This window comes from Pseudoalteromonas sp. SWXJZ94C, assembly GCF_015864385.1.
Lineage (GTDB): Bacteria > Pseudomonadota > Gammaproteobacteria > Enterobacterales > Alteromonadaceae > Pseudoalteromonas.
Window position 1 is genome coordinate 1 of sequence record NZ_JADYXF010000042.1, and the last position, 25,160, is coordinate 25,160.

Annotated in this window: 10 protein-coding genes and 1 CRISPR repeat array; of the genes, 8 read left to right on the forward strand and 2 right to left on the reverse strand. The window is 39.8% G+C overall.

Annotation, left to right across the window (positions count from 1 at the left end; all coding sequences use genetic code 11):
• Nucleotides 1–320 precede the first annotated feature (320 nt).
• The 8 genes from I6F65_RS16550 to cas6f all read left to right on the forward strand — a co-directional run bounded on the left by I6F65_RS16550 (nt 321) and on the right by cas6f (nt 14,522).
• Complete coding sequence (locus tag I6F65_RS16550) at nt 321–3,347, forward strand: TonB-dependent receptor (protein ID WP_024611062.1); 3,027 nt, start codon at nt 321–323, stop codon at nt 3,345–3,347.
• A 587-nt stretch (nt 3,348–3,934) separates the two neighbouring features.
• On the forward strand, nt 3,935–6,898 hold the full coding sequence (locus tag I6F65_RS16555; RefSeq protein ID WP_197113980.1) for a TonB-dependent receptor: 2,964 nt from the start codon (nt 3,935–3,937) through the stop codon (nt 6,896–6,898).
• 218 nt (nt 6,899–7,116) lie between these two features.
• Entirely contained in the window at nt 7,117–7,959 is an 843-nt protein-coding gene (locus tag I6F65_RS22070) for a WYL domain-containing protein (RefSeq protein WP_197113982.1), read from the forward strand.
• Nucleotides 7,960–8,087: 128 nt separating this feature from the next.
• Entirely contained in the window at nt 8,088–9,065 is a 978-nt protein-coding gene (gene cas1f / locus I6F65_RS16565) for a type I-F CRISPR-associated endonuclease Cas1f (RefSeq protein ID WP_166112993.1), read from the forward strand.
• Nucleotides 9,062–12,001 carry a CRISPR-associated endonuclease Cas3'' gene (locus I6F65_RS16570; protein WP_197113984.1) on the forward strand — a complete coding sequence of 980 codons (2,940 nt, stop codon included), beginning with the start codon at nt 9,062–9,064 and terminating at the stop codon, nt 11,999–12,001. The genes cas1f and I6F65_RS16570 overlap by 4 nt, the downstream gene beginning before the upstream one ends.
• Nucleotides 12,002–12,004: 3 nt before the next feature.
• Nucleotides 12,005–12,952: a type I-Fv CRISPR-associated protein Cas7fv gene (gene cas7fv, locus I6F65_RS16575; RefSeq protein ID WP_197113985.1), complete on the forward strand. Its 948-nt coding sequence runs from the start codon at nt 12,005–12,007 to the stop codon at nt 12,950–12,952.
• A gap of 11 nt (nt 12,953–12,963) precedes the next feature.
• Complete coding sequence (cas5fv, locus tag I6F65_RS16580; protein ID WP_197113987.1) at nt 12,964–13,968, forward strand: type I-Fv CRISPR-associated protein Cas5fv; 1,005 nt, start codon at nt 12,964–12,966, stop codon at nt 13,966–13,968.
• A gap of 2 nt (nt 13,969–13,970) precedes the next feature.
• Nucleotides 13,971–14,522 (forward strand): type I-F CRISPR-associated endoribonuclease Cas6/Csy4, encoded by a 552-nt coding sequence (gene cas6f, locus I6F65_RS16585; RefSeq protein WP_197113989.1) that lies wholly within the window; start codon nt 13,971–13,973, stop codon nt 14,520–14,522.
• Between the two features lie 586 nt (nt 14,523–15,108).
• Nucleotides 15,109–21,861: a CRISPR direct-repeat array (repeat unit 28 nt; unit sequence GTTCACTGCCGCACAGGCAGCTTAGAAA).
• Nucleotides 21,862–22,122: 261 nt separating this feature from the next.
• Here cas6f and I6F65_RS16590 read toward each other — a convergent pair.
• Nucleotides 22,123–24,033 (reverse strand): aminotransferase class V-fold PLP-dependent enzyme, encoded by a 1,911-nt coding sequence (locus I6F65_RS16590; RefSeq protein WP_197114022.1) that lies wholly within the window; start codon nt 24,031–24,033, stop codon nt 22,123–22,125.
• A 482-nt stretch (nt 24,034–24,515) separates the two neighbouring features.
• On the reverse strand, nt 24,516–25,148 hold the full coding sequence (gene nth / locus I6F65_RS16595; RefSeq protein WP_008137398.1) for an endonuclease III: 633 nt from the start codon (nt 25,146–25,148) through the stop codon (nt 24,516–24,518).
• Between the last annotated feature and the right edge of the window lie 12 nt (nt 25,149–25,160).

The following is a 25,160-nucleotide window of genomic DNA, read 5'->3' on the forward strand; positions in this document are numbered from 1 at the left end:
CAAAAGATGATAAGGGTATTGTGAAGCAACCAAAAGATCGGTCAACCGATCAAAAATACCTTAACTGATCGGTGTTACCTATTTAGGGGCTTTTTTATTGGCTATTTTTATTTATAACCGTTCTACTTAAACCTATGTTACCCACTGGTAATGCCGATGAATTAGAATTGGTATACCTTATGGTAATATTTTAATCTCAAATTGGTTGATCAAGCTGGTGCAATTGAGTATATTAACCATGACCTTCACATCATGTATACACAAGTATAACAAGTGACACACAATTAAAATTACACTACAACAACCAACGGAGTATTCTAATGTCGTTGAAGTCAGAAAAAAATAATAATTCTATAACAGAAAAGTTCGCTTTAAGTCCAACTGCAAAATGGGTAAGAACAGCTGTTATAGCAAGTATGGCTGGTTCTTGTGCATTTACAGCACAAGCTCAAGAAGCACAAGATAAGACGACAGAAGTCGAACCGGACGTTGAAATAATCAGTGTTACCGGTACACGTAGAACGATTCAAGACCAAATTGCTATAAAGCGAGAGTCAACTACTGTTGTAGACGGACTTTCATCTGAAGACATTGGCGACTTGCCTGCACTGTCTATTGGTGAAGCATTAGAATCAATTACGGGTGCTGCATCTCACCGTGAAAATGGTGGCGCAACAGAAATTACTATTCGTGGTCTTGGACCATTTTTAAGTGCTACTCACATCAATGGTCGTGAAGCGACCAATGGTGGTGGTGACCGCTCAGTTAACTTTTCACAGTTTCCGTCTGAGCTAGTAAAGAAGATAGCAATTTATAAAACACAAGATGCTTCAATGATTGAAGGTGGTGTTGCAGGTGTTATTGCACTTGAAACAGTTACGCCATTAGATTTTGGTAAACAACGTGTTTCAGCTGAAGTTAAATTAAACTACAACCCAGATGAAGGCAATGTAGAGAATTCACTACAAAGCGATGCAGGTTACCGTGGTACGTTTAGTTATGTTGACCAGTTTGAATTCGATAACGGTCAAGCTTTAGGGGTGTCGTTTGGTGTTCAACGCCAAGATATAAGCCAACCAGAAGCTGAATACAGAAGTTCCAGCCCATCAGGCTCATCATTATGGGCATGTATAAACGATCCTAATAACACTAATGAAGGCTTTTACCGTAGTAGTGCCGGTGATTGTGAAGATCAGGTAAGTGGTAGTAACAATCAAGGTTACGATACAGCAATTGATCCAGAAACAGGTGAAGCTGTAAGTGATGGTACTCCTTATGCGTGGACTGGTAGTAGCCGAAGCTACCGTCAAAATGAAACATCTGATGAGCGTGATGCTGTGTTTTTTGCATTACAATTTCAGCCATCAGACTCATGGGATATTAACTTCGATACCCAAATTTCAGATAGAACACAAAAAGAAGCGCGTCACGACTTAATATTTTTACAAAAACGTGCAACACCAGGTGTAACAGGTCCAACACTTGTTACTAATGATGTTGGCGGGATCCTTCATTGGGAAGGTGAAGAGCGAATTGAATCTGCAGGTGAGCAATTCTCACGTGAAGAAAATTATCAAGGTTATGGTTTAAACATTGAGCACAATGTTACCGATCGATTAACAGTTGATCTTGATTTAGCGTACTCAAAAACAGAACGTGAAGAGTTACAAATTTCGAACCGCGGCAGAACCGCAGATCGTAACTTCTTCTCATGGGATATGGGCGATGAGATACCTCATTTCACATTAACAGATTTTGATGTTACTGATATTTCAAACTTTACAGACAGCTTAAGAACACGCCTTGACCGTGAAAATGTACGTGAAAACGTAATAAAATCTGCGCGTTTAGACTTCGACTATGCATTGGAAGGCAATGTATTTACAAGTATAGAAGGTGGTGTAAGAACGTCTGAATTGAGCTTTATTCAGTTTGGTGGTACCCAAGGTAATGGTTCAAGAAATGAATTTACATTAGATTCAGGTACTGACGCGATTAATGTACTTGAAGGGTGTCAAATTGACTTCCCTGAGTCAGGTTTTCTTTCAAGCGTTTCGGATGGCGACATTGTTACTAACATCGACAGCGATGGTAATGTTGTAAGCAGTGGTACAGGCTCTTCTTGGGCAACTTACGATAATGTATGTTTTTCACAAGCTGTTACAGGTTCTAATGTTGATGGTGAGTTTGCTTATCCAGAAGTTGAATACGAAAATGCTGGTACTATCGATGTAACAGAAAAAACTACTTCAGCTTACTTAATGGCTAGTTACGATACAGAAATGTTTGGCAAGTTTATTCGCGGTAACTTTGGTCTTCGAGTTGTTGATACTGATGTAACTTCTATTGGTTTTAGAAGTAATTATAGCGTTAATGTAGACGAAGTTACGGGCGTTGTTGAACTTGTTGAAGGCAACTCTTTAGAAAAAGTAAAAGGAGGAGGTAGTTATACCAAGTACCTTCCTAGCTTTAACTTAGTTGTAGATTATAGTGAAGACATTTTACTTCGCGCGGGTATTTACCGTGGTATGTCACGTGCCGACCCTTCTGATTTAGGTTTCGATCGTGACTTTGTTACTGATGATGAATCGGTTGCACTTTCTCTTTCTGACCTATTAACAGTTGACGGTTCAGGTAACCCTGATACACAACCACTTATGTCATGGAACTACGATGCTGCATTTGAGTGGTATCCAAATGATGATTCAATTTTCGCAATGAGTCTTTATTATAAACAGTTCCAAGGTGGCTTCCAGCAACAAACTGTACTTGAGAATTACGTGATTGGGGGTGAAACAGTTTCTCTTCCTGTTACCAACTCAGTGACTACAGATGATGAAAGTGAAATTTTTGGTCTTGAGGCTTCATTTTCTTATCGTTGGGATAATGGCATCGGTATGAAGTTTGGTTATAACTTTGCAGATACTGATTTCGAGTTTGAAGATAGCTTGTACGGTGATACGTTTGAGACTGATTTAGACGGCAATACTACACAGTTAACTGATGGTATTATTGAGCCTGGTGCAGTTCCTGGTTTTTCTAAGCATGTGTTTAGCAGCCAGTTGTACTACCAAATTGGTGGATTTGATACTGCGGTTATTTACAAATACCGTAGTGAGTATTTCCAACCTTACACAAGCAATGGTACTCGTTTACGTTATGTTGATGCAGTAGGTGTATGGGAAATGCGTGCATCATATAAAATTGATGAGCACTTCAGAATTAAAGCCGAAGCAATTAACTTGTTTAGCGCACCTAAATCACAAGACTTCTTTGTTGAAGGTAACCTAGGCGAAGTGAATGACTACGGTCCTCGTTTATTCTTAGGCTTAAGCTACAAACTTTAATAATATTTAAAATTATTAAAGCAAATCACAAAAAGACGGTTTACCGTCTTTTTGTGATCTTAAATCCTCTTATTTTTATTCCTCAGTAAATTCTAATTAACAGCAAAACAACTTCATTAATGCCATATAAGTTGAACGTCTTCTTTAGCCACGTAATAAATCCAGTTTTAAAATAAATAGCACTCTATTTTGCTTTTTTAGCGAATAAACATAAATTGGTTAACCAATTATATGGCTCTTATTGCGCTGTTTGAATTTTATTCAATACAATTAAAATTATTTTAGTTTAAAAATAATAAACGTGTTTGGCTGTCGTCTTTGTAACTTCTTCCTGAGCTTTAATTTAAAGTATTTATATAACAACAAATTAAAGAATAAAGTTAATGTTTATTAATTAGAATAACGAGCTTTAATTATTTTGGTAATAACATATTGCATAATATTTCACCTAAATAGATTACCAAAAGGTTGACCTTTTAAAGGTTGAGTGTAAATATAAAGTTAAGGTTTTGTAATAATTAAAGGGGTTTAATAAAAATAATAAAGTAGCTGGTTACATAGCATTTCACACACACAGGAAAAAAACTATGAGTCACAAGTTATCTAAAATCACACTGGCCGTTTTATCGGCAACAGCACTTAGTATGTCTTTGTCTACACAAGCTCAAGAAACACAAAAAAAAGTGGCAGACGATCTTGAAATTATTGAAGTTTCAGGGATTCGACAATCACTGACAAATGCGCTTGCACAAAAGCGCTCGGCAGACAGTCTCGTTGAAATTATTGAAGCGGTAGATATTGGTAAGTTACCCGATCAAAATCTTGCTGAAGTACTAGAAAATGTCACGGGTATTCAAATCACCCGCGAAGCAGGGGTTGGTACTGGTGTTCAAATTCGTGGTACCAATGCAAATCGCACAGAAGTAAACGGTGTATCAACAGTTGGTTCGGGTTCTGGTCGAAGCGGTATTAGCTTTGAAGATGTTTCAGCCGCTATTATTTCTGGCGTTGAAGTCATTAAGTCACCAGAAGCTAAAACAATTGAAGGCTCAGTAGGCGCAACAATAAATCTTAAAACAATCCGCCCACTACAATTAAATGAAACACTAGGCTCAATAAGAGTCCAAGGTGAAGATAGCAGCTTATCAACCGATGGTGTTACCCCTCGAGTTTCTGGCGCTTGGGGTGATAACTGGGAGCTTGATTCTGGTGGTAAGTTTGGTGTTGTATTTAGTGGTAGTTACAGTGAGCAAGATGTAACCGCATTTCGTCCTCGCGCTGACAGAGATAATTCAGTAGCAGCTGATAGCGGAGCTGCAAGCGCACAATCGTTCGACTTTTTACCGGTTCAATTTTTAATTCAAGATTACGATAATTACGAATACGAGACAAAAAACTTTGCTGGTACGTTTGAATATGCGCCAAACGATAATATGAAGTTTTATTTTGATGCTGTTGTTAATGACCAAGAACGACGCCAAGAAAGCTCAAGAGTACAAGCATCTGGTTTAAGTGATCTCAGAGATGTATCGATACCAAGTGAATTTGAAACAGTTAACTTTGGCTCTCTTGATGGTCAAAACTTAGGAAGCATACAAGCGGCAGTAAGAGGCGTTATTCCAGTAGAAGACGGCGGTGGCGATCCTAACTTACGTTTTTCTAGTGATACAAATTCACGTATCACTGAGAGTAAAATATTTAGAATTGGTGGTGAATGGCAAGGTGATAGACTATTTGCAAGTGTTGAAGCTTCAACATCTCGTGCAGACTCATCTACGCCAAGTTTTAATACAACACTTAACTTTATAAACCCAAATGTTGCGACTAACTCATCAAACGAAAACGGCACTCCATTTGAATATGACTTAACGGGTAATGCACTTACATTTGGCATTGCAACCGGTGAAGCAAATGCACCCACTATGGCTCAGCTACTCGACCCAGCAAATGTTGTTTTACGTGATGTAAACCAAGGGCAAGATGAATCTGAAAATACAGAAGATGCATTTCGCACAGACTTTACTTATTACTTAGATGACGTAATAACGTCAGTCGATTTTGGCTACCGTTACAGTAAAACCAGTAGCGTATCTGATCAGGTTCGCTCAAACGTTGGTTTAAGGAATTTGGCTGATAGCCCGACTGGCGATTTATTTGCTGATATATTAACAGCGGGTCCTGATAACTTTAATGATGCAGATGGACGAGAGCTTTATATTCGTGATTTCTTGCTTATAAATCCTGAACTTGCTTCTTCTGACCCTGAAGGTGTTTTAGCGGCACTTAATCAAGCAATTGAAGCAAATAATGCAATAACAGGTTCTGATCGCGGTCCAATTAGCTCTCCAACGTCTCTTGTGAATGCCTTTTTTGATATTGAAGAAGAAACTCACGCCTTATACGCACAAGCTAACTTTGAGTACGGCATATTCCGAGGTAACTTTGGTCTGCGTTATTTAGAAACAGATGTAACATCGGTAGGTAACTCAGTTACTCAAGATGGCAGCGGTAATGAACTAGTCACTCAAGTAACTTCTAAAGGTGATTACGACTTCTTACTACCACGAATCAATATATCTGCAAACGTAAGCGAAGATGTGATTGTTAGATTGGGTTGGTCAAAAGATATAAGACGTCCAGATTTTGATGATTTATCAACATCAGTTACCTTTGGCACAAGCCCTAATAGCGCAGTATCAATCGGTAATTCTGGATTAGTACCAGAAGAAGTAACGTCTTTTGATGTTTCAACTGATTGGTATTTTGCACCTGCTGCTTTATTAAGTGTAGGGTATTTTCATAAAACCCGTAGCGACTTACACGTTACTCAACAAGTTGACCCGTTTGAAGATCCAAGCACAGGATTTCGCGACACAAATGGTCCAGAGTGTGAAGGCGGCGGCATATTTAACCCAATTGCAGATATAAATGTATTTGGTCCTGACGCCGGAGTAGGGCTTTGTGTACCAACACAAACAACGATTAATGACTCAGGTGAAACAACACAGCAGGGTTTAGAGCTTGCAGCTCAATATGACTTATCAAGCTTTGAAAAAGAGCTAGGGTGGGCATCTGGTTTTGGTATCGTTGCAAACTATACTTACCAAGAGTTCTCTGGTGGAGAATCGTTTGATACTGCAACAAGCCGTGCTAATGCTGTTTTTGCATTAACAACCGGAAATCCTGATGCAGATATAAGTGCTAAACAGTCACTAATTGACCTGTCTGAAAATGCATATAACGTGACCTTTTACTATGAAAAATACGGTTTGTCTGCACGCGCTCGCTATACATGGCGTGAAGGCTATCGTTCAACCGACTTTGGTAGTACATCAAGCTTCCCATGGGGTTTTCCTGTTGTTCAAGAGGACAGAGGACAACTCAATGCCAGCATAAGTTACGATGTGAATGATCAACTAAACATCGGTATAGAAGCCGTTAACTTAACCGAATCAGAAGTTAATCAGTCTTGTGTTAACGAGGGTGCTCTACTTTGTTTCCAAGGTCTTACAGACCGCCGTATAACGTTTGGTGCTAGTTATAGATTTTAAAAGCAGTTACTAAATTTAGATTATAAAGTGTGTTGTCTTTAGAGACGATCAAAAGCAAGCCACCAGGCTTGCTTTTTTTATTTTTAAATAGATATAGTCTGCGAATGAGATTTTTAATCTATATACACCATTTGCAATTAAGTTTTGGTAAATTATCGTTGTTATTTTTAGCTGATTTGGTACTTTGTGAAAAGGAATCAAATTAGCTAAGGAACAGCGTGATAACACACTTAAATTACGATTTCGTAAAGCGTTTTCATTTTATAGAACTTATTGTATTTTGGGAAAATCGCTTAACTACAAAACACATACAACAGCATTTTAATATAAGCCGTTCAAGTGCATCTAAACACATACAAGATTACTTAAAATTGTATCCAGATTTTTTGGTTTACAACAACTCAAAAAAGGGATATCAGGCTACAAAACACTTTATACCAAAGTATGGTGCACAAGATCTTGGTACCTATTTACACATTACCCAGCAAGGTATTCAAAGCGAATATTATAATCACTTTACTGCAATGCAATCCCCGCTAGTACCAGTAAATCCAAAAAGAGTGAGTGGTATACTACACGCACTAAAACATAAGCAACGAATAGATGTAGGTTATGCCTCTGTATCGAGCCCAGAGTTCGAATCACGTATCATTAGTCCACACAATTTGGTTTTTGACGGTACTCGCTGGCATGTACGCGCCTATTGTGAAAAAAATCGAGATTTCAGAGATTTTGTTCTTACTCGTTTTAATGGCGAATGTGAAATAGAAGGTCCAGCAGAGTATGACCAACAACACGACACATTATGGCAAACCCAACTTACAGTTGGCATAGAGCCAGATCCACGATTAACCGCCAATAGAGCAAGAATAATAGCGCTCGATCACCAAATGAATCAACAATCAAATGGTAATTACAAACGTAACATAAAAGTCCGCGCAGCTTTATTACTTTACCTATTAAAACAACTACGTGTAGATAGCTACCAAGCAAACCCCGAAGCGCAACAAATTATACTCAGTCCCGATTGCTTATCGGGTTTACAGCCTTATATGCCGTAGTATTTAACAAGTAAAGTAAGTAGAAGATTAAAAATATGCCTAAAATTACGACAGGTGATAAATATACAGTGTTGCTCAAAGGCTAAACAGCCAGTAATTTAAAGGAACGATAATAAAGGATGAAAGTAATGGACGATTTTAGCCCAAGTGACTTAAAAACAATTTTGCATTCAAAACGCGCCAATATGTATTACCTAGAATATTGCCGCGTTATGCAAAAAGACGGGCGTGTTTTGTACCTAACTGAAGCTAAAAATGAAAACCAATACTTTAACGTACCTATTGCCAATACCACCGTATTATTACTGGGAAATGGCACATCAATAACGCAAGCCGCAATGCGAATGTTATCACAAGCAGGTGTGCTTGTTGGTTTTGCTGGTGGAGGAGGTACTCCTTTATATATGGCCTGCGAGGTCGAGTGGTTTACACCACAAAGCGAATATAGACCAACTGAATACTTACATGGTTGGCTACAGTTTTGGTTTGAAGACGAAAAGCGTTTACTAGCTGCAAAAACAATGCAGCAAGCCCGTATTAGTTACTTACAAAAAGTATGGAACAAAGATCGCGATTTAAAAAACGAAGGATTTGACTTTAATAGTGAACAAATGCAAAAAGCATTAAATACGTTTGAAGCGCGTACTAGTGCAGCAACTAAACAATCGGAGTTACTTCTTACTGAAGCGCAATTAACCAAAGTACTTTATAAATACGCTGCAAATAATACCAACGCAGCAGCATTTAAACGCCAGCACCAAAGCACTGATAAAGCCAACGACTTTTTAAATCATGGTAACTACCTTGCCTATGGCTTAGCTGCAAGCTGTTTGTGGGTGTTAGGTATTCCTCATGGTTTTGCCGTAATGCATGGAAAAACCAGACGTGGTGCCTTAGTGTTTGATGTAGCCGATTTAATAAAAGATGCCATCGTACTTCCTTGGGCATTTATATGTGCCAAAGAAAATGCCACAGAGCAAGAGTTTCGCCAGCAAGTATTGCAAGCCTTTACAGATCATAAATCCCTCGACTTTATGTTTGATACCGTCAAAACAATTGCACTGCAAAATTACTCACAAAACCACATAGAGGAACACAATTTATGATGGTCACGTTTGTATCGCAGTGTGAAAAAAATGCGCTAAAAAAAACACGACGTGTACTCGACGCTTTTGCCAACAGAATTGGCGATAATACGTGGCAAACCCTAATCACCGAAGATGGCTTGCTCACAGTTAAAAAAATGCTCAAGCAAACCGCAAGTAAAAGTACAGCAGTCAGTTGTCATTGGATACGTTCACGCAGCCGTAGTCAATTTATCTGGGTAGTGGGTTCAAAATCAAAATTTAATCAACAGGGAGTAGTGCCTGTGAATACAACAGCAAAAGAGGTTTTTATGGACACGAATAACAACAAACCAATTAAAGGCGTGGCTTATGCTAATACGCATTTACAAACATTGGTTGAACATTTATTTGCTGTTGGTTATGTAGCTGAATTATTACATAAACAATTATTTTCTAATTTAGATAAGCAATATACAACAACGTGTTTTATTGCTGGTTGCTTGCATGATTTAGGGAAACTCGATCCCAATTTTCAAAAATGGGTAGTTGATCCTAAAAAGAAAGTTGTAATAGCTGAAGACGGACAACACATTGACACCGCTAAATTTAGTTTTGAAAAATACCCAAGACATAATGAATTATCTTTACTGCTTTATCATTTATTGGATGATGTAAGCCTAAAATTTGTTAGTGCAGGCAATAAGCGCTCTATTCGCCACGTTATATATTGGCACCATGCTAGAGCATACCGTAATGATAAAATAGCCCCAGAATTTGACAGCTACAAAGGGTTGTCGAAAAAATTTCTAGCAAATAATAAAGATAAATCACTCACTGACTTTATCGAACAAGCACAAAATATTTTAAAAAAAGTATCAGATATTGAGCTTAGCTACCGAACAAGTGAAGCAACTATTACTAAAGCCTATTTAAGTAGTGCAATTGAAGATGCCGAAGAGTTGCTGCCTAATGCGCCACAATTACCACTGTATAAGGAATATGAAACAGAAGAAGCAAGTTACGATTACCAAAAAAGCATTCAATGTAATGCCAACAATAATATTGCTAGAGCATGTGTAATTACGGCTGACAGGCTTGTTTCGACTTTATCAGCTCAAGAGCTTCACCAAGCAATTAAAACTAAAACCCTTAATGAAATAATTGAAGCTCAATTTATTACAGACTCTTCATTATCAACTTATATTACTAATTGCCTTGCTAACTTCCCCGATGGTGAACGAACTCAAAAACAGCATGATATTGCAGTGCAATTAACTGGGGTTGAAGATGTTGGTGTACTCGCTGGCGCTGCAGGTTGCGGTAAAACTAAAATAGCTTTGGAATGGGCGGCACTTAAACAAGCTAAAAAAATCATTTGGGTTTGTCCACGGGTACAAGTTTGCCAAGGTTTATTTGCTGAATTGACTTCCGATAAGTATTTACCCGATGCGACCATTGAAATATTAACAGGGGAGTTCAAATTTCAAAATGAGTGGGGCAATAAAACTACCGAAGAAGATTACTTTTCAGGCGACATTGTTATAACCACTATTGATCAAATACTTGGCAGTGTTATTAGTCATACCAAAGCAAATAGCTTAATTGACTATTTAAATGCACATGTAGTTTTTGACGAATTTCACGAATACATCAATATGTCAGCCTTTAATTTATTATTTGCTGAATTAGTCGCCTGTAAAAAAGCACAAGGGCAATTAGCAAACACCTTACTTGTATCTGCTACGCCACATTATGTTTTTGTCGAAGAGGTATTGAATATTGATAAAGAAGACATTATCGAAATGCCATCTTTTAACTCAAGTAAATATCAAATTAAATTTGATATTTTTGATGATGCTAATTTGAGTAATGACAATCCACTGTTAAAACCGCATAAAAACAAAACCTTTGTCATTAGCAACACAGCGTTATCGGCACAAAATAGCTTTATTGCTAACCAACAAGTAGAAAACAATATATTACTACACTCCAAGTTTAAAAAAAGTGATAAGCAGACTTGGTTTAACGAGGTTTACAACGCGTTTAAACAAAATGGCACCAATAAATATGACGTATTACGTAGTGGTCCGATTGTTCAAGCCTCTTTAAATATTAGTTGTGATTATATGGTTGCCGAAATATCTAACCCTGAAAATACCTTGCAGCGCTTAGGGCGATTGGACAGATTTGGGTTAAACGAGCAACTAAACACATATTGTTTAGCGGTTCCTGAAACTATTGCAAACAACAAAGGGCAAAGTTCAGCCTCTCGATTTTTAAACAAAATGTACAGTTTAGCTAGCACGCGTGCATGGTATCAGTCGTTACTTGAACATTTTGACAATAAAGCTTTTACCCTTCCCGAAATTTATCAAATGTATAGGCGTTTTCATCAGGAAGTTTCAAGTAGAGATAAAATAGAAAGTGATTTAATTGCAGCTTTAAAAAACAGCGTGTTAGATATTAATAACAAAGTAGTTGACCCTATTGTAATACCACCTAAAAAAGCACAAGAAAAATCACGTGGAAAAATGAATAAAAATTCACTACGTGGCAATAATCGTTTTGTGCAAATGGCGGTTTGTGATGTTAACAATCAGCACGAACCTAAATTTATTAACGAATATGCTTACATAATGCCACTTGATGATACCTCCGATATAGATAACTTAACTTATTCAGCTTTAGCAATTAAAGGTTATGGCAAAAGCGATCAAGACTTATTATCGAACATGTATAAAAAGCATCACAACGCAGTGGGCGGCATAAAGCCCTATAACGATAACGCCTTATTGAACCAAGCGCGTGATCCTGAGTTACCGGTCTACCTAAGTTATACATCGAACGACTTACTTGCCGTTGGCGGCGAATCAGCAAGACATTCACATGCTATTTATTACATGACATGCGACAAACAACCCATTGGCGCAATGGCGCTAACACAACTTAATAACACAACAGAGGATGAGGAATAAATCATGGAAAAAGTAATAGGAATTAAAAGTGTAGATTTTAAAATTACCGCATTAGGTCATGGGGTAGTGAATTGGAATGGTCCAACAACCTTAACAGGTGATAAAGGAACTGAATTAAATAATCACACAATGCCCAAGCTCCGAGGTTATTCGAACTTAAGTGGTAAGGTAAAAGAAGAAACAGGTTATAAATATAAGAAACAAGCAACAGATATAAACTTTAAAGAAACACCGCTTTATATTAGCCAAAACTGTATTCGACACCATTTGTTTAGATCACAGGCATTTGACTTACACTACGCTAAAAAAACGAACTTAGAGCAAGTGTTAGCATCAGTAACAGGTTTGGTTAGAGGTTATGTTGTTCCTTCTACACAAAATAAACGTACTAGCCCATTATTAATAGAAGATTTTGTTGATCAACTAGGTAACGGCAACTTTGAACAATTTGGGCAAGCAGGAGAGCGCGATAGTTCCTCTTTCTTCTCAAAAACAACCTTTGGTGATACTAAATATATTTCTTACGGATCCATTAGTATTGAGCAACTGCAATTTATTTCACTTGATAAAAAGTTTGACCGTGAAGCGATGAACGTTAATGAAGGGCAGGGTGAGCAAGTAGCACAAACTGTGCAGGATTTTATTCAAACATTAAATCCAAGCTTAAAGCCAAAAGCCACCTTTCATCACAACTATGTTAGAGGCGGAACTATTTTTGAAGAAGGAGAGAATGGTATTTTATTAAACGATGATGCTGTTAAAGCATTAATTGAGTACACCATTAGCTTAATTTCAGAATTGTCTATCAGACAAGCTAAGTCATACATGTATGTTGACGATGTAGTTTTAGATTATAACGATAGTAATAAAATGATGCGTATTAAACGTGATGAAAGTTCTATCTGCGAACAAGCGAACAGTGAATTTGCTACCTATTTTTACGCTAAATAGTCGAGGTAACCATGAAAATAACCATAGAATACGAATCATCTTGGCGAAATTCATTTTTAGATGGTAGTAACAATGAAGCACTACCAAATGCAGGGCGTAAATTTATAGGCTCTATGACTAGCCTAGGCAAAGCAGAAAACTTTAAAGAACGTGATATTTCCTTAGATACCGTTATGGGCGTTTTGAATCGGTTGATAGGTGATCAACGCAAGCTATATCAATCAAGAACGGCAGAAAATTATTACTTTAAAGATATTGAAGACGTAGTTCAGTTTGAAGATAAACCTAGCGTTATAAATAACGAAATGACATTTATTCGAAATATAACGGGTAGTACAGATCAAAATTCTTTCACTGGAACAGTAAAAATTAACGATCCTATTTTTAATTCCAGTTATTCAGAAGAATTCTGGGGTGTTTTAGCGTTAGATTTATCACAGCTTTGTAAGTTTATAAATGACGACATCCTCATTGAAAAAAAAATAACTTGCGAACCATTATCGGTAATTGAGCGTTTAGAAGAGCTACATAAACTTAAAGTCATCGAAAATGAGGGAGAGGTTAAAACAGCTTTTGATAATTTAAATAATGAATTTGAAAAATTTAAAGGGTTAAACAATAAAGGTTTAATATTTCCTATTAGCCTTTATTGCTCTGCTTTGTATCTTCAATTACAGCGACTTACTACTCGGTTTGATATGAGTTCTGCAAAAACTAAAGCTGGTGGCATAAGCGGAATATCTAATAATGGTTTTACTAAGAAGGATTTCATGGCTCGCTATACAACGGGAGACAAGAAAAAAATATGGGGCAATCCCTATATTCACGAGCAATTCATTAAAGGAGAAGGAAAAATAAAACACCTAATGACCAAGGCCAGTGGGAAATTAGATATTGAACTTAATATTAGCAAAGATGAAGGGCACGAATTAATCCAACTAATAGAAAATGCTGGCGTTTCTTCCTTTTACCTTGGTAAAAAAGGCATTGCTTATGTCACAAAGATAAGGGCTTAACGATGAATTACTATATTGATATTACGCTACAGCCTGATGCTGAAATGCGCGAAAACGTATTACTAAACAAAGTTTATACCAAACTGCACAAAGCTTTATGCGATCAACAATCTACGAGTATTGGTGTTAGCTTTCCAGCATATAAAATTTTATTGGGTAATGTAATGCGCATCCATGGTGAATTAGAGGCATTAACCAAATTTCAGGCAGTTAATTGGTTAGGTGGCTTGAGTGGCTACTGTAAAGTAACTGGTATTTTACCAATACCTGAAGCGCTGCAATATCGAGTTATTGCACGTAAACAGAGCACCATGACTAATGCCAAGCTTAACCGCCTGATTAAGCGAAAAACAATATCAACAGATGAAGCAAAAGCATACAAAGCTAAAATGTTTGCTAAAGGCTTAGATAACCCATACTTTGAATTAGAAAGTAACTCTAATGGGCACATGCACCGACGCTACATTCAGTTTAGTATTTTATTGTCGAATGCTATTGACGGTGAGTTTGATCAATTTGGTCTAAGCAAAACCGCGACCGTACCATGGTTTTAGTTGTTTAATATGTTGTGCGTTATAGTTACTTCTTTGTTTATAGAGAACCAAATATAGTTGATGTTTGGTTCTCTATTACCGTTCCCACAGTTTAATAAATGAGATCATAGGAGGTAAATTATGTCACTATCTACTCACATTAAATTAATCAGTTCACTCAAAGAGCGAATAAAGATTTAGAGGTGATTTACTCACATTATATAAACCGATTAAGTAATTAGTTTATTGATAAATTATTTAAAATAGAAGAAGTGGTAAATTTATTGGCGACATGGTCTCTGTTAATGCGAGTACCTAAAAAGCCAGCATCGAGTAATACAGATAGCTCAGTCTTGCTTATCAGATAGGAAATACAAATATTTATATCATGATAATCTTACATCAAAAGCAACGAGTTACAAAAGCCGCTACGGCGCGTTTACTAAAGTATTAGAGAAGGATAAATATATTATATTTGACCTAAAAAACAGCTCTTTAAAATTATGTAATATAAACAACAAGTTAAAAGTGCGTTCAAAATAAAGGTAAAATATTTATTTTTATAGTAACTCATTGTTGTAACTTGTTTTTTTGCTGTTACTCTATTGTTCACTGCCGCACAGGCAGCTTAGAAAGGCAGAGCCAGTTAAACCAGTTTCGCCCTTTTGTTCACTGCCGCACAGGCAGCTTAGAAAATTAGATATATTTCGCAATGCATGAATTACGTGTTCACTGCCGCACAGGCAGCTTAGAAATAAAATAAATTGTTGATACTCGCTAGGCTCTAGTTCACTGCCGCACAGGCAGCTTAGAAAGTTAAACCCTCACGTGTGATTATGTCAATGTTGTTCACTGCCGCACAGGCAGCTTAGAAACCATAAAAAAAGCCGCAACTAAGCAGCTTTTAGTTCACTGCCGCACAGGCAGCTTAGAAATTACGAGTTAAACGAAAAGTGTAACCAATACCGTTCACTGCCGCACAGGCAGCTTAGAAATATAAAGTAAGGGGTATAGGGGTATTGTACTAGTTCACTGCCGCACAGGCAGCTTAGAAAGTTGAAGTATTACAACCCCATGGATAATATGTGTTCACTGCCGCACAGGCAGCTTAGAAAATTCCCATCAATTCATATGAATCAATACTAAAGTTCACTGCCGCACAGGCAGCTTAGAAATATAACGCTATGTTATGCGCTGATATTTTTGAGTTCACTGCCGCACAGGCAGCTTAGAAATTCAGTAGCCAATAGAATAGGACCATCAGTATGTTCACTGCCGCACAGGCAGCTTAGAAAAGTACAATCCTGAATAGACTGTGCAGTTGCTTGTTCACTGCCGCACAGGCAGCTTAGAAAAAGAGCTGCATAATATATACCCCAAATCATAAGTTCACTGCCGCACAGGCAGCTTAGAAAGTTAGGTGTGAAGATACGGTTAACCTCGGCGAGTTCACTGCCGCACAGGCAGCTTAGAAAATTGAGCTTTATGCGGGGCAACATCAATCAGCGTTCACTGCCGCACAGGCAGCTTAGAAATTTCCGGTTGCTGCTATCTTTTTTTGCATATGGTTCACTGCCGCACAGGCAGCTTAGAAATTGTCCTTTTGTAACACCTCCGGTAGCTGTCGGTTCACTGCCGCACAGGCAGCTTAGAAAATTATGAGCAACTAGAAAAATTTAAACCTGAAATTCACTGCCGCACAGGCAGCTTAGAAAGTTTAGCGCAGCGTACCGCGACCACATCTAAAGTTCACTGCCGCACAGGCAGCTTAGAAATAACCTCAAAAGTTCATCCCTAGTAAATTTGTGTTCACTGCCGCACAGGCAGCTTAGAAAGTTAGATATATTTCGCAATGCATGAATTACGTGTTCACTGCCGCACAGGCAGCTTAGAAATCGCAGTAAATTGTTTTTCGAGTACAGCGATAGTTCACTGCCGCACAGGCAGCTTAGAAAGCTTAATTGCGGTTTTTATTGCGTGAAATAAAGTTCACTGCCGCACAGGCAGCTTAGAAAATACGACAAATTAAGGGATATTATTCAAAACAGTTCACTGCCGCACAGGCAGCTTAGAAATCATACGTTATTAAAGAATTATTGTTTTGAATGTTCACTGCCGCACAGGCAGCTTAGAAATACATCAGATAATCCTGATGCCTTTTTGTGTGGTTCACTGCCGCACAGGCAGCTTAGAAAGTTTACTTTGTCAAAGAATTGTATTCCTGACTGTTCACTGCCGCACAGGCAGCTTAGAAATGCAGTTTTAGCCATGCTAGTAGTCCTCATTAGTTCACTGCCGCACAGGCAGCTTAGAAATCCATCAGACTCAACGTAATAACCTAACCTTTGTTCACTGCCGCACAGGCAGCTTAGAAAATAATGACCTTCTTTACGACACGGTTCGGGTAGTTCACTGCCGCACAGGCAGCTTAGAAAAAAAGCAGGTAATTATGGCGTTTGGCGGGTTAGTTCACTGCCGCACAGGCAGCTTAGAAAAATCCTAATCGGCATCGTAGGTGCTTGTGTCGGTTCACTGCCGCACAGGCAGCTTAGAAATCTATCGTCGTACCGGTGGCAAATATATTCTCGTTCACTGCCGCACAGGCAGCTTAGAAATGGGACGTGCTTGCCAATAACTACCTGTTACCGTTCACTGCCGCACAGGCAGCTTAGAAAATTCATGGTTTAAGTGGCATTTAATCACCTCAGTTCACTGCCGCACAGGCAGCTTAGAAATAAATTCACATTGGGGAATAGTTCGCCGTATTGTTCACTGCCGCACAGGCAGCTTAGAAATAGAGTACAAGACCGCAGCGTCAACAGCTTACGTTCACTGCCGCACAGGCAGCTTAGAAAATTAACGCCACTCTTAGTGCTCTAGCCGCCGTGTTCACTGCCGCACAGGCAGCTTAGAAATTCTAGGTTTGATTGAGTAACACCTAAGTCGGGTTCACTGCCGCACAGGCAGCTTAGAAATGTATCCATACGTTTAGACGTAATGATAGCGTGTTCACTGCCGCACAGGCAGCTTAGAAAATTTAAGTACGCTCGGTTTAATTCACGCTTAGGTTCACTGCCGCACAGGCAGCTTAGAAAAGTTGCTCGGTGTTTGTGTATCAAAGTTAACAGTTCACTGCCGCACAGGCAGCTTAGAAATGCTAATGACGCTGACCCGTACGTTTTTGGTGGTTCACTGCCGCACAGGCAGCTTAGAAAACAAACACTGGCAACAATCGCTCAATTGAATTGTTCACTGCCGCACAGGCAGCTTAGAAATCTAAAGTCGAAGCAACACGCGATTCGTTACAGTTCACTGCCGCACAGGCAGCTTAGAAAGTCGAGCGTTGGAGGTGGTATGTTCTTCATTAGTTCACTGCCGCACAGGCAGCTTAGAAAATCGACGTAAACAAGGCAATTAAGCCCGCTGAGTTCACTGCCGCACAGGCAGCTTAGAAAGTATGTTTGCGTACGAACTGAACGACGAAAACGTTCACTGCCGCACAGGCAGCTTAGAAAATTACGACATGGTTTCGACGAGAATCGTTGGTGTTCACTGCCGCACAGGCAGCTTAGAAAACCAGTCTATAACCTCCTGAGAGTGCTTCTCTGTTCACTGCCGCACAGGCAGCTTAGAAATTCTGCAAATACCATTTCAAAAGGAGACCAACGTTCACTGCCGCACAGGCAGCTTAGAAAAAATGCAGGAACTTGCATAAATAAAGCTATAGGTTCACTGCCGCACAGGCAGCTTAGAAATTAATCGCGGTCACTTTACAATTGATTGGAAAGTTCACTGCCGCACAGGCAGCTTAGAAATACAGTTACATCCTGATTTTCAAGGACCATCTGTTCACTGCCGCACAGGCAGCTTAGAAAAACAATAGTTTTTGCAAGGTGATAACCCTCAAGTTCACTGCCGCACAGGCAGCTTAGAAAGCAAGAGGAACTTGTTTGGGCTATGGCTTGCGGTTCACTGCCGCACAGGCAGCTTAGAAATTATCATCACATGTCTGAGTTCGAGCCAAACTGTTCACTGCCGCACAGGCAGCTTAGAAATTTTAATGCAATGTGACCAAACGCGTTTTGACGTTCACTGCCGCACAGGCAGCTTAGAAAAATCGCGTTAGTAGCGGTTACAACGCATCGCAGTTCACTGCCGCACAGGCAGCTTAGAAATAATGATATTAATGCAGAGCAAGTGTGTGAAGGTTCACTGCCGCACAGGCAGCTTAGAAATGTTTAGCAGGTGCGCTTGTGTCACCTGGATAGTTCACTGCCGCACAGGCAGCTTAGAAAAACTAGCAACCATAGCATTCCAATAAGTTAATGTTCACTGCCGCACAGGCAGCTTAGAAATTGCATGATGATATCACCATCGCTGTCAACATGTTCACTGCCGCACAGGCAGCTTAGAAAGCGCCCTTGGACATACCCGCGCACAAACAATTGTTCACTGCCGCACAGGCAGCTTAGAAAATTGATAAGAAAGTCAATCGACTTACTAACATGTTCACTGCCGCACAGGCAGCTTAGAAATGTAGCGGTTTTATTGTATCGTCATTTGAAAGGTTCACTGCCGCACAGGCAGCTTAGAAATCAACATCAGGCATTGGAGCTAAGCTTGGCGCGTTCACTGCCGCACAGGCAGCTTAGAAAACCCTCGCCGCCAGTGTCTCTTGTGCCATCTCGTTCACTGCCGCACAGGCAGCTTAGAAAATCTTAAAAGTGTCGAGGTCGTCAACTAACTTGTTCACTGCCGCACAGGCAGCTTAGAAAATAACCCAGATAGCAACTTGACCAAACTTATCGTTCACTGCCGCACAGGCAGCTTAGAAATCTTTGCTTTCGTAGTTTCCGCCCATGTATTCGTTCACTGCCGCACAGGCAGCTTAGAAAGCAAAAGCGTTACACGTTTACCGCTTTCTAAGGTTCACTGCCGCACAGGCAGCTTAGAAAATAACGCTATTACGGTTTTGAACAAACTCACGGTTCACTGCCGCACAGGCAGCTTAGAAATAACGCTGTCAACTCTTGTTCATTAATCATAAGTTCACTGCCGCACAGGCAGCTTAGAAATGACACTTCCATTATAGTAACATCATGGCTCAGTTCACTGCCGCACAGGCAGCTTAGAAATGAACAGGGCGGCGTTAACGCTTTTAAATCAAGTTCACTGCCGCACAGGCAGCTTAGAAATCACCGCTAATGCGATTAACTTCAATAGATGCGTTCACTGCCGCACAGGCAGCTTAGAAATATTTGTTTTGCGTAATTGCTTAAGCCTTCACGTTCACTGTCGCACAGGCAGCTTAGAAAAATCAGCTTGCTTGAACTTAACTTGCTCCTTTGTTCACTGCCGCACAGGCAGCTTAGAAATTTGTAAACCTTAAATTAAGAACGCCGTCACAGTTCACTGCCGCACAGGCAGCTTAGAAACCTTTAATGTAATCAATTAACGCTAACATTTCGTTCACTGCCGCACAGGCAGCTTAGAAAACTGGGGAGTTGATGCTACGAACCTATGAAACGTTCACTGCCGCACAGGCAGCTTAGAAATTTTGAGCGCACACGAGTTGCGGTAACTTTGTGTTCACTGCCGCACAGGCAGCTTAGAAAAGCTTGAAACTGTGAAGCTGCGCTATTTAATTGTTCACTGCCGCACAGGCAGCTTAGAAATGATACAGCGCTTGCAACAGCTTCGGCAGCCTGTTCACTGCCGCACAGGCAGCTTAGAAATTTATATGAATATCAACAACCAGAACATATTTGTTCACTGCCGCACAGGCAGCTTAGAAAGAATGCGGTAGTTAGAGAGTATGAGAGTTATTGTTCACTGCCGCACAGGCAGCTTAGAAAGACAAGAAATAAAAGCCTAAACTACAAATAGAGTTCACTGCCGCACAGGCAGCTTAGAAAACTAAACCGTGGTCCGTCTGTGTAATGTTAAAGTTCACTGCCGCACAGGCAGCTTAGAAATATACATTCTATTTTGTGCTTTTCACCCGCCCGTTCACTGCCGCACAGGCAGCTTAGAAACTTTTAGACCTTACCCCGATGTAGGTGGTGAGGTTCACTGCCGCACAGGCAGCTTAGAAAATTCTTCGGTTTGTTCAATTGCTTTTTCTTCAGTTCACTGCCGCACAGGCAGCTTAGAAAGTCAAAAGCTCAAACAGGTTCTATTAGTATGCGTTCACTGCCGCACAGGCAGCTTAGAAATAACAACACTCTTGTTCTTGGTCATACAGAGTGTTCACTGCCGCACAGGCAGCTTAGAAAGTTAGTGACATGATCATGCTTTCAACATTTTTGTTCACTGCCGCACAGGCAGCTTAGAAAACATCGTGCAACTTGAATCGACTTACTATTTTGTTCACTGCCGCACAGGCAGCTTAGAAATTTGTCACTGTCACCAGCTGCGGTTCTGGAACGTTCACTGCCGCACAGGCAGCTTAGAAATTTAAGGCTGGCTCACCTATTGCACAATCATCGTTCACTGCCGCACAGGCAGCTTAGAAAGCTAGGTGAAACAGTGCTAATTGAGACTGATTGTTCACTGCCGCACAGGCAGCTTAGAAAGATAAAAAACCGCTGGCTTATTAGCCTTTTAATGTTCACTGCCGCACAGGCAGCTTAGAAATTATATCAAAGAGGGGATTACTGACACGACAAGTTCACTGCCGCACAGGCAGCTTAGAAACTTTATGCGGAATCTGATTCATTCTACTTGCTGTTCACTGCCGCACAGGCAGCTTAGAAAAGCTAAAGGTGATAAACCTGCACGCACTGTTTGTTCACTGCCGCACAGGCAGCTTAGAAATTGAGACTTGGATACACTTGTTTTGCTCTTTTTGTTCACTGCCGCACAGGCAGCTTAGAAATTGAGACTTGGATACACTTGTTTTGCTCTTTTTGTTCACTGCCGCACAGGCAGCTTAGAAATTGAGACTTGGATACACTTGTTTTGCTCTTTTTGTTCACTGCCGCACAGGCAGCTTAGAAATTGAGACTTGGATACACTTGTTTTGCTCTTTTTGTTCACTGCCGCACAGGCAGCTTAGAAATCGGCAATGAGTATGGTAATGTCTCAACTGGTGTTCACTGCCGCACAGGCAGCTTAGAAACATCGGCATAAACCCACTTACTCAGTTCGTTAGTTCACTGCCGCACAGGCAGCTTAGAAAACATACTATAATAGTGGACTCTAGTCCCATTTGTTCACTGCCGCACAGACAGCTTAAAAATTGAACATCACGCGAAAACCTGACTTGAGCTAGTTCACTGCCGCACAGGCAGCTTAGAAATCGTAGATGCCGTGGCATTTTATGCAAGTGCGGTTCACTGCCGTACAGGCAGCCTAGAAAAGTAGGGGTGTAATTTAACCAATTGTAGAAGAGATAAACATTGATGTATTAAAGTAGGGCAACGGTTAATTATGCGCCTTGCTTAAACTATAGTAATACTATTAGTGACACTAAGTAGGACTCTAATTTTTTAACGTTACCCAAAATTATAGCTCACACAATAATTCAGGTTAACTCGCACAAGAACATGGTTTAAAGCAGCAATGTCATACGACACTGCCGCTCAGTAATAATGATCGTGATAGTATTAAACGAACACTTTTATTTTTTTACCTTACCTTTAAGAACGTAGATTTCACCATCAAAACTGCCTTGAATAGTCAGCCCTTGGCTCGCCAATTCTTGTAAATATTCAATATGATCTGTAGTGATATGCTGACCCGGTACCAAAAGCGGAATGCCTGGTGGATATGGGGTGACTAAACCTGCGCAAATACGGTTGTTGCTTTTGCTGATTGGCACAGATTCGCGATCGCCATAAAAAGCGTCGCTTGGAATACAAGCCAAGTCGATGGCAGGTAAATTTTCAGGTAAGCGGGCTCTGCGCGTCGATTTCGACAGTTTTACCTTACCTCCATCTAGCTTTTTCAACGCATTGTACAAACGAATTATCTTTGAACGCGTGCCACCAAGCGTAAGTAAAACCAAGATGGTGCTGTGTGTGTATTTTTCTATCTCTAGCCCAATTTCGTCTAGTAAATATTTATGAATATCTTTTAATGAATAGGGTAGCTCACTAATATCAATAAGGATTTTTAACGGATCGTGACCCATGTTATCGCCACTAAAATGTGGGAATATTTCCATAAAGTCTTGCTTACCTAGCACTTTAATTTGCTTAAGCGACGCCATCTGTTGTTTAAACTCTTCAACATGATTTAACAGCGCATTGAGCAGTTTATAACCTTCCATCTCTAATTGCTTTTGGCACACGTCAAGAGACGCAATAAGCTGATATTTAGGCGATGTGCTGGCGTAGATACTGTAAATCTCTCGAAAGAAATCGGCATCGAAATCTGGGTCGTTAATATGAATATAAGACGCCTGAGAAAACGCCGATACTACTTTATGCGCCGAATGCGTAATGTAGTCGGCTCCGGCATGTATTGCAGAATAATGACGAAAGCTAGGATGAAACAATGAATACGCAAACCAGGCTTCATCTATAAACACCTTGATACCATGTTGATGAGCATAATCTACCACTTGTTTTAGGTCGCTAAGCAGACCATCGTAAGTACAACCGGTAAGCACTAGTAATTTAGCATCAGTATTGTTTTCAATTGCCAACTTGATGTCGGCCAACGACGGTGGCGCGAAAATCCCATATTTTGGATTTAAAATACTCGCCAAATAAATGGGGTAACTAGCTGATTGCAAGATGCCATAGTGTACTGACTTATGGCAATTACGGTCGACGATTACTTTGTCTCCCTTGCGCAGCAGTGTCTGCAAGATAATCTTATTTGAGGTAGACGAACCGTTAGTAACAAAGTAAGTATGCTTAACCTCAAATGTTGCCGCAGCTGATTCTTGTGCGCGACCAATGGTATTGGTGCTGTCTGACAATGAACCCAACGAGTCTACCGACACCGATAGGTCGCCAACAAATACATTGCGGCCGTAAAACTGATAAAAATCTTTGATGTAAGGTGAGTTTCTAAAGCTAGAGCCACCGCTATGACCTGGTGTGTGCCAAGAGTCGTTTGCTTCACCAACGTAACGACGATATGCCGTCCAAAATGGCGTTTCAGAGCGGTCATCAAAATCGTTGATCATATAACCTAAAATCGCTTCTGGGTCAGAAATCACCTCATCTTTAAAAAAGAAGGATTCGATTTCTTCCGATTCGTTAACGATCTCCAGCCCTTTAGTGTCGTCGCCGATAACATAAACCGGCAACTCAAGGCGAATTGCTTTTAACTCTTCAATAAAGCGGCTATACATCCGCTCACCCACTTTGTTGTGCATATCCCAACTGAGAATCACAGCTTGAATATCACCATCTTCCTCTACACATTCCAGCGCGTGCTTAAGCTCGAGACATTCAATAATATCGATATGAATATCATCTCGCTCAAAGTTAGGGATGGTCTTTGACAGGTTCGTTGAAAGCTCTTGTAAGGTGGCTGGGTCTTGTTCAATTATCAAGATACGAAGTAGAGGTAACATAGGGATTTCGCAATATAATTTTATAATGCTCATTAGCATAACTAAAGGAGTGAGACTTGTGAAATTAATACTTTGATAATGTTCTAATAATTGTATTTTTTCACGAAAGCGTGTTGAACTTTCATGATTAAAACTTGTTCAACCTGGAGGCTGTTTAATTGCGGTGCGGGGTTTGTAACTTAGTGGGCTGGGTAGCTGCTCCTGCATTACTCTAATAAGTTACATTCATATAAAAAGTGAGCAAAGCTTTTAGTTCTTCTCAAGTCCTTAAATAAAGAGTGATTTTATTTATATGGATCTTTAAAATATCATAAAATGAAATAAGCTAAGGCTTGCTACTTGTGCCTAATGAGCTGAAAGTAATGGCGTGTTGCGAACTAACTATTTAGGTAGTTAGTTCATTTTGTAAGTCCGATAAATAAGGTTTATAACTCACAATTCACCAAAAGTGAGTTGTATGACCGAGAGTTTTTGATGTTTATCTAATCAACTTTATCTTTAAACTCACACAAGTCTTCAATAATACAGCTGCCACACTTAGGTTTACGTGCAACGCAGGTGTAACGTCCGTGAAGAATCAACCAATGATGCACGTCTACTTTAAATTCAGCAGGCACTACTTTTTCAAGCTTTTGTTCTACAGCGACAACATCTTTACCCATGGCAAGCTTAGTGCGGTTAGAAACACGAAAAATATGGGTGTCTACCGCTATTACAGGCCAGCCAAAGGCTGTATTTAACACTACGTTTGCTGTTTTTCTGCCAACGCCAGGTAGGGCTTCTAACGCTTCACGATTTTCTGGCACTATGCTGTTATGTTCATCAACTAATATTTGGCACATTTTATAAACGTTTGCGGCTTTAGAATTAAATAAGCCGATAGTTTTTATATAATCACGCAGTGTATCGTGACCTATATCTAAAATGGCCTGTGGCGTATTGGCAACTGGAAATAGCTTACGAGTGGCTTTGTTCACGCCTACATCGGTTGCTTGTGCTGAGAGCGTTACCGCTACGAGTAACTCAAACGGGCTTGAATATTCAAGCTCAGTAACTGGGTGTGGATTATCGTCGCGCAGGCGCGAGAGTATTTGGTGACGTTTTTCTTTATTCATGCAACTTAAAAC